The sequence below is a fragment of the Faecalispora anaeroviscerum genome (genome assembly GCF_947568225.1).
GTDB lineage: Bacteria > Bacillota > Clostridia > Oscillospirales > Acutalibacteraceae > Faecalispora > Faecalispora anaeroviscerum.
This window is the reverse complement of record NZ_CANOOQ010000001.1, coordinates 277,050-289,116: the sequence shown is the minus strand read 5'-3', so window position 1 is coordinate 289,116 and position 12,067 is coordinate 277,050. Positions and strand designations below refer to the sequence as shown.

Below are 12,067 nucleotides of genomic sequence, written 5' to 3'. Positions count from 1 at the left end.
TGCACCCTCATTATGCTTTCTTTCATCGAATAACTATAACAAAATAAAGTTACTATGTCAATCGGAAGTAATAGCAATACAAGAGCATTTGTTTGGCTTTTATAAAAGACCTCCTTTCACTTGGGCTGGTAAGTCCAGGCAAAAGGAGGTTTTTCTGTATATGAAGTTTCTAACCGGCACTGGCAAAGCCAGACATAATTTTACATGAAGCTTTTTCTATGAAAGCAGCTCAGCGCTCCCATTTCTTTGCAAGAGAGAGAATCTGGTCGGCAAAGCGGGCAAGGTCTTTGTTAGCGCCGCCCTCGTTGCGCAAAATGGTCTGGTGCAGCTGGCGTTCCGCGGCCAGCAGTCGCTGAAATGCAGAAGCAAGCTTGCGAGCCTTGGCCTTCTGCGGCTGCTCACTGCGCTCCAGAGAGACATCCACACCGAAGTCCAGTTCTTTGTCTGCGAGCAGATCGTACCTGGCCTCAAAATTTGGTACATAAATAGAATAGCCCATATCATTCAGTTCTTCGGAAAAAGCCAGGCAGGTTTCACGCTCCCCGTGTACGACAAACACACGCTGCGGCTTTGGCTCAAATGCTTTCAGCCATTCGAGAAGACCGTCGTGGTCGGCGTGGCCGCTGAGCGCACGAAAATTATGAATCTGAGCCTGAACAGTAATCTCTTCGCCGAACAGCTTGACCTCTTTAATACCGTCTACCAGCAAACGACCCAGCGTACCGTTTGCCTGGTAGCCGACAAACAGCACCGCGCATTCCGGCCGCCAGAGATTATGCTTTAAATGGTGCCGAATCCGCCCCGCTTCACACATGCCGCTGGACGAAATAATCACCTTCGGAGTCGTGTCAATGTTTAAAGCACGGGAATCTTCCACGCTCTGGCTGATATTCAGGTTGGAAAACGAAATCGGCTTAAAACCGGAGCGCAGAATCTTGAGTGTTTCTTCGTCGGCGTAGCCGGTTAAGTCACCGCTGAAAATACGCGTGGCCTCTGCCGCGAGGGGGCTGTCCACATACACCGGGAAATCCGGAAAGCTTTTGACCAGATGGCGCTCCTTGATCTCGCGGATAAAATACAAAACCTCCTGCGTACGGCCCACAGCAAAGGCCGGGATCACCACGTTGCCGCCGTTTGCCAGCGTTTTGTCGATCAGCTCCGCGAGCTGTGGGGTGTAATCGTCAACGTGCTCGTGCTGCTTTAAACCATAGGTAGACTCCATCACAGCATAGTCTGCTTCCAATAGATACTGGGGATTGCGAATCAACGGCTGATTTTTGTTGCCGATGTCCCCGGAAAAAACCACCTTTTTTGTTACGTCCCCTTCGGTCAGCCAAGCCTCTGTAAACGCGGACCCAAGCAGATGGCCGGCATCAGAAAAACGAAGCCGGATACCGGGTGCAGGTTCGAAAATCTCACCGTACTCATGCGGCTCCAAAAGGGTCAGGCATTTTTCAGCATCATCAATGGAATAAAGTGGCTCCACCAGTTCATGGCCGGCGCGGCGCCCCTTGCGATTCTCATTGGTCGCATCCATTTCCTGAATATGCGCACTGTCACGCAGCATGATGGAAAGCAGCTCACACGTTTTGCCGGTCGCATAAATCTTGCCGTGGAAACCTTGCTTTACCAAAAGCGGAAGCCGCCCGCTGTGGTCGATATGCGCGTGAGTGCAGACCACAAAATCCACCGAAATGGGCAAAAACGGAAGAACAGCGTTATCCTTTTCGTCCTGTCCCTGCTGCAGTCCACAATCCACCAAAAAACGGACTCCATTGGTATCTACACAATGGCAGCTTCCGGTTACTTCCTTATCTGCGCCAAAGAACGTTAAATACATCAAAACGCCTCCCTTATCCTGTTTTCCAAACTGTTGCTGACTGCCTTTTTATTGATAGACAGCCTTTTGCATACTCCCCATCGAAAGCGGGAACATGCTTATTTGTTCCTATAAGAATACCGGGGTCAACCATAAATTACAAGACCCCTGCAGAAATTATTTCGTCACCTTAGGCGAAAGCAGGCCCTGACGGTACGCGTTGAGCAGCATGGTCAGATCGTAAATCTGGTTGCTGATATCGTTTCCGTTATCGGTATCCATAACCATCATACGGGCAAAATGAGTTTCAAAAACATCAGAGCGGGACTGAATGTCCTTGTTCTCCTCCAGCGCGCTGCGCACCCCGCCGAACGGCTGGTGCGACTTAATGCGCATTCCATGCGAATTGTAGATCAGGGTGTATCCGGCAATCCCCGTGGCATGGTGGTATGCCTCACAGAAGCCGCCGTCGATTACAATCAGCTTTCCGCCCGCTTTGATTGGGCTTTCCCCATCGCCCGCGCGCACCGGCACATGGCCGTTGATGATATGGCAGAACGGCGTGTTCAGGCCGAATTCCCTCAGCAGCATTTCGCAGACTTCCTCTTGATTGTACCATTTATAATACGGATTCTTACTCTCCACCCAAGAGCTTTTGTCATCGATAAACATGCGCTCAAACGTCGTCATCTTCTCACGCCCGAACAGTGGGGAATCCTTGCCGCTCCACAAATACCACATATAATCCAGGCAGAACGGCTTATCTGCCGCAGTGGGGGGAGCAAAATAGGCCCTGCGCACAATTTTGTCCGAAAGATCCATCAGTTCTTTGCCCTTCACCGTTCGCCCGCCCACATTCACACTGGTCAGTTTACCGTCAGCCGTCATAGGGATGCATCCATGGAACAGCAGGTTCTGGTTAAAGCATTGATACATGCTGCCCTTTGCGTACAAAAATCGCATATGGCGGTGCAGTCGTTCACTTTCCTTGAAATCCTCCATCAGCCCATGCAGAATGCTCTTCTCTTCTTCCGTCAGCTCGTAAGGAGTTTCGCGGCTAACAGTCGGGAACACCGTTGTATTGAGCGTGTAGGTCTTCCCTTCAATTTCAATGGTTCCCTTTTCATAATTAATCTGATGCAGCAGCATCCGGTGCTCCATTTGGAATTCTGGGTGACGGCGGATCAGCTGGCCCTCGAGCTTAAACAAGATAATCGAAATCGCCTTGCGGATGGCATGGTTTAAATCCTCGCATTCCGGGTACTGCTCTTTCGCAAACATGGCAAGCTCGCGCATACTGATCCCGTAGCCGCTCTCCAGTGTGGCAAGATTCCCGCCGGCAACGGTGTTGCGCACTACCGCTGCAGCGCACGCCTCACTGCCGGAGGCCGCGCCCATCCACAGAATGTCGTGGTTGCCCCACTCCACATCCACTGCGTGATGCTTCATCAAAAGATCCATAATACGGTCCGCGCCGGGGCCACGGTCGAAAATATCGCCCACAATATGCAGGTGATCCACCGCAAGGCGCTTGATCAGCGAGCAGAGCGCCGTTATAAACTCATCCGCATTGTTGATGCCGATGATCGTATCGATGATCTTTGCGTGGTACACCTGCTGGTTGCTGTCTTCGCCAGACTGCGCATGCAGAAGCTCGTCGATGATGTAGCTGAACTCGGGAGGCAAGGCCTTTCTGACCTTCGACCGCGTATATTTAGACGCCGTAACGCGGCAGACGCTGATGAGCTGATGCAGCGTTTTCTGGTACCAAGCGTCCAGATTAGATTCCGACTGCTTAATGTAGCGAAGCTTTTGCTCCGGGTAATAAATCAGGGTGCAGATTTCGGAGCGTTCCTGATCGGACAGCGTCTTCCCAAATACCAGATCTACCTTTTCGCGGATAACGCCGGAGCAGTTATTCACAATGTGGTAAAAGGCATCGTACTCACCGTGCAAATCGCTCATAAAATGCTCTGTACCCTTGGGCAGATTTAAAATGGCCTGAAGGTTGATAATTTCCGTGCAGACCGCCTGAATGGTCGGATAGTTATCCGCCAATAGCCTTAGATATTTCAGTTCATGGTTTGACAGGTGATATTCTGTGCTGCGCATGACTTACATCCCCCTTTTCATCAGATAAAATCATACAGACCCTTCATAAAAACAGTGAATCATGCTTGGTGTCTTGCCCTCGCCTCTAGCGAAAGAGACACCCATTCTTTCACTTTTTAGTCACAGGCTAGTATTAGTCCTACCGGACAGTGATCGCTGCCCTGCACCTCTGAATAAATCAGGCTGTCGCTCAGCTTTTCGCGCAGCCGTTCGGAAATCAAAAAATAATCAATGCGCCAGCCCGCGTTGTTCTGGCGTGCCTTGAACATATAAGACCACCACGTGTAGGCGCCGGTTTGATCCGGGTATAGCTCACGGAAGCTGTCCAGAAATCCGCTGGCCAGAAGCTCGGTCAGCTTGCCGCGCTCCTCGTAAGAAAAGCCTGCATTGCCCATGTTGCTCTTGGCGTTCTTCAGGTCAATCTCCTGATGCGCCACATTCAGATCGCCGCAGATGATGACCGGCTTTTTCTCGTCCAGCGCCGTTACGTACTCACGGAACGCATTTTCCCATTCCATCCGATAAGACAAACGCACAAGCTCGCGCTGGGAGTTGGGGGTGTACACATTCACAAGGTAGAACGACTCAAACTCCAGCGTAACGGCCCGGCCTTCCCCGGTATGCTCCGGATTCCGAATATCATAACAAACGGAAAGCGGCTCTTTTCGGGTGAACACCGCCGTTCCGGAATACCCCTTTTTTTCAGCGGAATTCCAGTATTGCCGGTAACCTGGCAAATCCAGCTCCACCTGCCCCTCCTGCATTTTTGTTTCCTGCAGGCAGAAAATATCTGCGTCCGCCTCCCGGAAGAAATCGAGAAAGCCCTTATTCAGGCAGGCCCGAATTCCGTTAACATTCCAAGACACCAATTTCATGCTGTTTCTCCTTTTTGCTGTCCGGCAGACCCGTCCGCCGGGAAATAGAACCAATTTTGTTGTAAAAACCTGTATTGCCTTGCTGAAATCGATTTTTCAGTTTATAATATAGGAAAAGGTTATGATCTCTTTCCCCGCCTTTGGCGGTAGAAAAAATCGCCACCTTCACGTAAAGTCACATTTCAAGTGATTCACGACCATAAGCATTAAAATAATGGAGGAATTTTAAATGAATCCTGTTGTAACGATCGAAACCGCCGAGGGCGTTATTAAAGTAGAACTGTACCCTGAGGTTGCACCGAATACCGTGCGCAATTTTCTGTCTTTGGTAAAGAAGGGGTTTTATGACGGTACTATCTTTCACCGCGTGATTCCCGGATTTATGATTCAGGGCGGCGACCCGGAGGGCACCGGCATGGGCGACCCCGGTTACCATATTCGCGGAGAATTTGCCAAGAATGGCTTTCAGAATGATTTAAAGCACACCAAGGGCGTGATTTCCATGGCCCGTGCCTCTCATCCTGACAGCGTCGGTTCCCAGTTTTTCCTCATGGCTGGCGATGCTCCGTACCTGGATGGAAACTATACCGCTTTTGGCAAGGTCATTGAAGGGTTGGAGGAAGTAGACCGCATTGTTTGGGCGGCTCGCGATGCTAAAGACCGCCCGAGAGAAGATCAGGTTATGAAAAAGGTAACCGCTGAAACCTTTGGCGTGGAGTACGAAGAGCCCGAGATTCTTCCGCTCTGATTTTCCTTTTATTTGTTAATGGGCGTCTCCAGCCGGGAATCCAGCGGGGACGCTTTGTATTCTTCAAAGAACATTGATGAAAACAACCATATTTACTCTTAAATAGTATAACATTTTTCATAAAAAGTAAAGGATCGATAAAAAAGCAACGCTCTTTTTTATTGATCTTTTTCTATAGCTTTTTCTAAAAAAATTGAATTCTAAAAATAGAAGGAGAGAAAGAACCCAGTTGTTCTTTCTCTCCTTCTGCATGGAAAATGAGCAAAAATCGTATCTTAAACTCTTATTGAAACAGTGAAAGCAGGATGCCTGCCGCAACGGCCGAACCGATGACTCCGGCTACATTCGGGCCCATGGCGTGCATGAGCAAATAGTTGCCGGGGTTCGCCTTCTGCCCCTCCACCTGAGAGACTCTGGCGGCCATGGGAACTGCCGAAACGCCGGCAGAACCAATGAGCGGATTGATTTTTCCACCTGACAAAAAGCACATCAGCTTGCCGAGCAAAAGGCCGCCGATGGTGCTGAAGCAGAAAGCCATCAGTCCAAGAAAAATGATTTTCAAAGTAGAAGGACTGAGGAACTGTTCCGCCGTTGCGGTGGCCCCAACCGTTACCCCGAGGAAAATCGTAACGACATTGATCAGCCCGTTCTGGGCGGTATTCGAAAGACGCTCTGTAACGCCGGATTCTTTAAACAGATTGCCCAGCATCAGCATACCGATCAGCGGTGCAACAGAGGGCAGCAGCAAAATGCAAAGGATCGTTACCATAATGGGGAAGCATACCTTCTCCAGCTTCGAAACATTGCGCAGCTGGGTCATTTTGATCTCGCGCTCTTTTTTTGTCGTCAGCGCACGCATAATCGGGGGCTGAATCAGCGGGATCAGCGCCATATACGAATACGCCGCAATCGCGATGGACGGCAGAAGATCTGGCGCAAGCTTCGAGGTGAGATAAATGGCCGTGGGGCCGTCAGCACCACCAATAATTCCAATCGATGCTGCTTCCTGCGGAGTAAAGCCCAGAGCAATCGCCACAACAAAAGCGATCACAATGCCGAACTGTGCACCCGCGCCCAAAAACAGGCTGCTTGGCCGGGCGATCAACGGGCCGAAATCCGTCATCGTGCCAATCCCTAAAAAGATTAATGACGGGTAGATTCCAAGCTTCACACCTTGATATAAGTAGTAGAGCAATCCGCCAGCATGTCCATCTACCGGGGTGTCCATCAGTCCGGTAATGGGCAGATTGATGAGCAGCATCCCGAATGCAATGGGCAGAAGGAGCAACGGCTCAAATTTTCTAACGATCGCGAAATAAATTAATACTAACGCCAGCACAATCATGACAACGCTTTGCCAGGTAAGGGCCGCAAAGCCGGAACTCTGAACCAAAGTCTGAATTGCTTCAATAAACAATGTCCTTCCCCCTATCTTTGATCTGATTTTTCTGTATGTTTGTTTTCAAATTTGCGGATTCCAACGGTAAAAATGCGAATTAAAAAGTACAGTACCGCCAGAATTGCAAAGACAAGAGACATACAGAAAACACCAACCAATACCGCTTCCGACACAGTCATTTCAATCCTCCCTTTCTCTTAACGCCATACCCGGCGGGTCAGATTGCCAAAAGGAGACGGTATGCTCTGCAAGAAGCAAAGGAAAAAAGACGACAAAAAAGGCGGAGAGCTTCTCACAGAAGCTTCCCACCCTTAAAGCTAAAATCTTGAAAACAGAAATTCATAAACGAATGCCTGTCCAACCGGTATTTTGTATTTCAATTTGTACTTATTATACTCACGTTTCGAGCGGAAGTCAAGCATACCACCCTAATCAATTTTCCGGCACACTACAAAGAGAGCGTAAAGCCCACACCGACTTCCTTGACAGGAATTTTCTGATGGATCTCCGCGCGAACGGCAAACGATGTGCAGTGGCAGGGATACAGGCGGCGGATTCCCGATTCCTCGAAATACCGGATGGTAGCCTCTACCCTTTCACTCACCTTGAACAAGTGAAAACCGCCAATCACGCCCGTCACCGTTTCGGAATTGCACACCTTCTTCGCCTGCTCTATAATATTGCAGATTCCGCTGTGCGAGCAGCCGGTAATGACAAAAACGCCGTCATCCCCGCAGTAGGCCAGAGCAGTATCATCCATCACATAATCGTCACAGAAGTCTTCGTCTGCTTTTTGTTCGCCTAAAGCCACACGGGGCTCAAAATCGCAAACCGTTGGAATTTCGCCGAGAAAGAAGAGGCGCTCGCTAAGCCGCAGCGGCTCCTTGGTCAGATGCAGCCGGCCAATTCCCTCAATTTCCTGTTCGGAAAAACACGCGCCGATGCTTTCTGTTCCAAACCGTTTTGCTTTCCAGGCATCCGGGTGCGAAATAATCTCTACATTTGATAAATCATATTCATCTTTTAAATACTGCAATCCACCCGTGTGGTCGTTATGGCCATGGGAAAAGACAATCTTCGTCAGCCCGCTCAGATCGATCCCCATTTTGCGGGCATTTTCCCCGGCAATGTCGGAATAGCCGGTATCGAGTAAAATTTTCTCGCCGCCGTCCTCAATATAATAGCAAGCGCCTGGCTCTCCCAGGTAATACTGATTAATATAGGTGTTATTGTCGACCAAAACCGTCAGTTTCAATGACACGCCTCCTTTGTGAATCATCTTCATCAGGCTGTCTAATGACCAGCGCCTGATAGAACAAAAGGCACCTTACTAAGAGGTAAGATGCCTTTCCTTCGCAGCAGCAGAAAACACCCCGCCGGCTGGGCAACAGCCCTAAGCGGACTTTTCTTGCTGCAATTCGAAACAAAATAAGGAAACAGAGGCTGAATTACAGTTCTGTTTTCCACAGGCCGTGCAAATTGCAGTATTCATAAACCGCAACCGGCTTTTCATCGTCTTGCAATGTAAAGACGGCTTTCGGAGCCTCTCCGGGCTGAAGAGCCGTACGGTGGCCGCCCGTGGTGGTCAGCAGATAAATCCACTGAATAAAATGCTCCGGCAGCATGGGATGCTCTACGCTGCCAACAACGACGTGAACGGTATTCCCTTCCACGGTGACAACGGGAACGTGCTTCTCGGTAGCAGCATCAGTAGTATTCGCAACCAGCTCGGTCATCTTCTCCCCACAACACATCATAGGTGCGCCGGAACTCACGATCATTCCAACCAAATTGCCGCAATGCTTACAGATAAAGAATTTTTGTTCCTTGTTCATTTTTCTGCTCCTTTCCATTTGTCCTAAAATCGAAACGGCGATTGCCGTTACTTTAATTATATCGTAATATTATGGTAAAATCTACACTTATTCGCAAAATTCCTTAAAAAATCGCGAATTATTCTTAATTATTTTAGAGCTGCGGTTTTTACCTGCTTTGCAACCAGAAGCAAACGCCCGTCCTCTTTGGAATACTCACAGGTAGACAGCAGCAGCAGTCGATCCCCGAACGACGTGCCTACGCCGGTTTTATACAGCTCGCTCTTTTCGCACGCAGTGACAAATTTCTGAAATTCCGTTTCATTGGAAGGAAAGGCAGCCTTTGTATAATCGAAGGCATTGGGGTCATCCAGCAGCGCGGTAGTTTTGACAACCATTACAATTTGATAAACCCCATACTGCTCCAGCGTATCAAAGAAAATCATTGGATGCTCTTTGTAATAGGACTGCTTTTCGTAATCCACAAGCACCCCAAACATTCCTTTGTTTTTGGTGTGATGCCCATAAATCAGCACGTTGCCGCCCGACAAATCGCTGCGGGAATCCGCATACGGAACTCCATAAGGGCTGTATTTGCGCTGAAAATCGTGATTGAGGTAATAGTCCGGGGTTTTGGGAGTCTGCATTACCGGATAATTGATCGAGGTTCCCTCAATCTGAATCCATCCGGCGAAATCTGAATTTTGTTTGGCAAGCTCACCATATCGTTCCGCGGGCGTTTTGGGAAGAACCGCCGGGAAGGAGGACTCCCCGGCGGTCGATAAGCCATCAGCAGATATGGTTACGCGCAAATCTTCAAATTCTTTGTCAGCCGTGCTCTGGCGCTGATCATCCAGAAGCAGCACGGCTCCGGAAATCAAAGCCAGAGCGCCGAACAGGATGCATCCGACTACGGCCAGACGATGCTTTACCGTCTGCTTATTTGTGGGCATGGCGTCCCTGTTTTTTAGAAACCAGCAGGGAAATAACGGAATACCCGAGGCCTGCCAGAGAGAGGCCCAGCATCAGCGACCATAACGGAGATGCACCGGTATAGCCGGTTTTCGGCCCGAAGGTTTCTTTGCCTCCCTTCGGAACATCATCATCGGGAATCACCTCCGTCGGGGGCGTTGGTTCCGTTCCTCCGCCCAAAGGCACCTCTTCAGGCGGAATGAATTCTTCAAGCAGCTTGTTTTTGAAGCTGACCTTCGTGCCCACTCCGGAAAGACGCACTGTCTGCGCCTTCGGAAGCTCGTATCGATCCGTCACTCCTTCTACCGCAACTTCATGAATCGTATACGTTCCTTTTGGCAGCTCACCGGTCATGATACGTCCATCCGCGTCCGTCACAAAACGTTCGGTATAAGTCTTGCCGTCTGTAATCTCAAAGGTAAAGCCGGAGAGCACTCCGTCCTCGGAGGACTTCTCAATGACAATGTAGCCGGAAGTACTGCCTCCCCCGGGATTGCCGCCACCGCCGGGATTGCCGCCACCGCCGGTGGGTTTCTTGGTATTGGCAATGGTGATTGCATTATTATTAACGTCTTTATCTACGGTAACATTTGTACCTGCGGGCACTGTTACGGTATACACGGTACCCTGATTCAGCAAATAACCGGGGGGAGGCGTAATCTCCACAATTTTATATGTGCCGGAAGCAGCCGTAAAGTGAAATGCCCCGGTCGTATTATCGCTGACATAGGTCTGTAACGCCTCGGCACTGGTATACACTGTTTCGCTCTCCGGGAACAGACCGATTACCGCACCGGGCAAAGCCCCGCCCGAGGTATTTGTCTTCTTGCCCTGAATCGTACCGGACTGCTGACTGTTCGTAAACGGCAGCATATAAGATGAGGTGCTGGCATCCACAGCTGTTGTACCCGCCGGATAGTCACCTGCAACGGTATCTTTCAGGAAAACAAAATACCGCGGCCTGCTGTCTGGCATATAACCGCTGGGGGCAGCTGACTCAACCACCTTATACAGAACATCCCTTTTCAGGAACAGGAAGTTCGCATAACCGGTCGAAGAAACAGTGGTTTTTGATTTCTGCGAAATGGAAGTATCCTGTATCCACATGGTGCCGCTTTTCTTCAAAGCGCTAAGAACAAAATCAGCACCGCCAAGTGCCGTGTGGCTATTGGCATCGGTTTTCTGCACTTGCAGCAAGGGGATTTTTGCCGCTGTCGCGTAGCTGGCCGCAAAGAAATCCTTAGCGCCGTTCGCGTTTGTATTCCCTGAATCGGTTTCGTCACCGCCTTTCCATTTCAAGGATACAGAGTTGATCATGTTATTCGCCGAAACGTCATCGATCACTCTCGTATCAAACGTAATGATAAGAGGCTTTTTTGCATACGCGGCGGGAATGTCAAACGCAAAGCCGCCGTCTGTAACGGTAAGGCCATCGGTAATTTTTGTACTGTTCAGCGGGGTAATGTCCTTCCCATCTGAGGTTACCATTCCTTCCACAATCGCAACCGATTCCGGAATCATCTGGAACCAGGTCTTGAGCTGGTCTTCCAGGCGCGCTCCGGTCATATCCACCTGGTCACGATTCAGCTTGATCGTCCAGTGTGCGTAAGAGATGGTTCCGTAACTCGGGTAATCCTTCAGCTCAAAATAATCGCCGCTCTTTGTAACAGAAGGGATGTTAACGTTATGCGTTGCGTCATCACTGGCGTTAATCGCTGCGTTTTTTACCCCTGTTGGATCAACAAGCTCACCGGCCAGCGCAACATTATTCTGAAAGGAATACTGCTTGAGCTTCTTGGCGATCTCTTCACGGTATTCCTCTTTTACGGTTGTGGTAAAGACCAGCTCATACTTGTCGTTAAACGCCTTGCTGAACTCAAACTGCACGATCTGGCGCCCATCCTTGTCTACGCCATCATCCTTCAACGTAATGACCTGATGGTCATCCATTGTTACGGAACCATCCGCCGCCGTATTTAGGTCGGCTTTTGTTTCCGACGTTCCGCTTAAGGGTGTCCGTGTCACTTTCAGCAGCTTACCGAAATCCGTGTGCAGAGGCACGGTATCCGTCAAAACCGCTCCGTCTTTTATATTGGCTTTATTCTGATTGATTGTAACCCGCCAATACAGCTGATGGGTATCTAAATCGTAGTAATTGCCCCCATTACTATTTTTATCAATATTGTCTTTGACAAGAATGGTGTTCGCAACATCCAAGGAGGCGTCATCCGTCTGTTTTTCTTCTTTACCGAAGATTTCACCCTTAATTTCAGCCGAATTCGATAATGTACCGGCTTTCGAAGCATTTTTGCTTAAAATCTCCGGGTC

10 protein-coding genes and 1 other annotated feature are annotated in these 12,067 nt (G+C 49.5%); of the genes, 1 reads left to right on the top strand and 9 read right to left on the bottom strand.

The window, feature by feature from the left end; genetic code table 11:
- Nucleotides 1-229 precede the first annotated feature (229 nt).
- From QOS46_RS01450 to QOS46_RS01440, 3 genes are all read right to left on the bottom strand, one after another.
- The gene (locus QOS46_RS01450) at nt 230-1,840 is read right to left on the bottom strand and encodes an MBL fold metallo-hydrolase RNA specificity domain-containing protein (protein ID WP_283606740.1); all 1,611 of its coding nucleotides are present in this window, start codon (nt 1,838-1,840) and stop codon (nt 230-232) included.
- Between the two features lie 156 nt (nt 1,841-1,996).
- Entirely contained in the window at nt 1,997-3,931 is a 1,935-nt protein-coding gene (locus QOS46_RS01445; protein ID WP_283606738.1) for a fructose-1,6-bisphosphatase, read from the bottom strand.
- A 116-nt stretch (nt 3,932-4,047) separates the two neighbouring features.
- Nucleotides 4,048-4,806, bottom strand: coding sequence for an exodeoxyribonuclease III (locus tag QOS46_RS01440; RefSeq protein WP_283606735.1), 759 nt, complete (start codon nt 4,804-4,806; stop codon nt 4,048-4,050).
- A gap of 229 nt (nt 4,807-5,035) precedes the next feature.
- On the opposite strand from QOS46_RS01440, the gene QOS46_RS01435 reads away from it, so the two are divergent.
- Nucleotides 5,036-5,554 (top strand): peptidylprolyl isomerase, encoded by a 519-nt coding sequence (locus tag QOS46_RS01435; protein ID WP_283606734.1) that lies wholly within the window; start codon nt 5,036-5,038, stop codon nt 5,552-5,554.
- A 283-nt stretch (nt 5,555-5,837) separates the two neighbouring features.
- Here QOS46_RS01435 and QOS46_RS01430 read toward each other — a convergent pair whose 3' ends face one another.
- The 6 genes from QOS46_RS01430 to QOS46_RS14255 all read right to left on the bottom strand — a co-directional run bounded on the left by QOS46_RS01430 (nt 5,838) and on the right by QOS46_RS14255 (nt 11,056).
- Nucleotides 5,838-6,971, bottom strand: a complete 1,134-nt coding sequence (locus tag QOS46_RS01430; protein WP_283606732.1) for a sodium ion-translocating decarboxylase subunit beta — start codon at nt 6,969-6,971, stop codon at nt 5,838-5,840.
- Nucleotides 6,972-6,982: 11 nt separating this feature from the next.
- Complete coding sequence (locus tag QOS46_RS01425; protein ID WP_283606731.1) at nt 6,983-7,132, bottom strand: OadG family protein; 150 nt, start codon at nt 7,130-7,132, stop codon at nt 6,983-6,985.
- Nucleotides 7,133-7,252: 120 nt separating this feature from the next.
- Nucleotides 7,253-7,316, bottom strand: a sequence feature (sodium ion sensor (DUF1646 type); this cis-regulatory element may regulate processes involved in with the transportation of sodium ions).
- 85 nt (nt 7,317-7,401) lie between these two features.
- A complete protein-coding gene (locus QOS46_RS01420; protein WP_283606730.1) occupies nt 7,402-8,208 on the bottom strand; it encodes an MBL fold metallo-hydrolase in 807 nt (268 codons plus the stop codon).
- Nucleotides 8,209-8,401: 193 nt separating this feature from the next.
- On the bottom strand, nt 8,402-8,788 hold the full coding sequence (locus QOS46_RS01415; RefSeq protein WP_283606728.1) for a desulfoferrodoxin family protein: 387 nt from the start codon (nt 8,786-8,788) through the stop codon (nt 8,402-8,404).
- A gap of 128 nt (nt 8,789-8,916) precedes the next feature.
- A complete protein-coding gene (locus tag QOS46_RS01410) occupies nt 8,917-9,633 on the bottom strand; it encodes a class B sortase (RefSeq protein WP_408611468.1) in 717 nt (238 codons plus the stop codon).
- Between the two features lie 73 nt (nt 9,634-9,706).
- Nucleotides 9,707-11,056, bottom strand: a complete 1,350-nt coding sequence (locus QOS46_RS14255) for an MSCRAMM family protein (RefSeq protein WP_408611467.1) — start codon at nt 11,054-11,056, stop codon at nt 9,707-9,709.
- Between the last annotated feature and the right edge of the window lie 1,011 nt (nt 11,057-12,067).

What these genes read in the sequence shown, in the direction of transcription:
- QOS46_RS14255 (WP_408611467.1), bottom strand. Translation starts at nt 11,056, where the DNA reads ATGATCAACTCTGTATCCTTGAAATGGAAAGGCGGTGACGAAACCGAT.
- QOS46_RS01450 (WP_283606740.1), bottom strand. Translation starts at nt 1,840, where the DNA reads ATGTATTTAACGTTCTTTGGCGCAGATAAGGAAGTAACCGGAAGCTGC.
- QOS46_RS01415 (WP_283606728.1), bottom strand. Translation starts at nt 8,788, where the DNA reads ATGAACAAGGAACAAAAATTCTTTATCTGTAAGCATTGCGGCAATTTG.
- QOS46_RS01440 (WP_283606735.1), bottom strand. Translation starts at nt 4,806, where the DNA reads ATGAAATTGGTGTCTTGGAATGTTAACGGAATTCGGGCCTGCCTGAAT.
- QOS46_RS01435 (WP_283606734.1), top strand. Translation starts at nt 5,036, where the DNA reads ATGAATCCTGTTGTAACGATCGAAACCGCCGAGGGCGTTATTAAAGTA.
- QOS46_RS01425 (WP_283606731.1), bottom strand. Translation starts at nt 7,132, where the DNA reads ATGACTGTGTCGGAAGCGGTATTGGTTGGTGTTTTCTGTATGTCTCTT.
- QOS46_RS01445 (WP_283606738.1), bottom strand. Translation starts at nt 3,931, where the DNA reads ATGCGCAGCACAGAATATCACCTGTCAAACCATGAACTGAAATATCTA.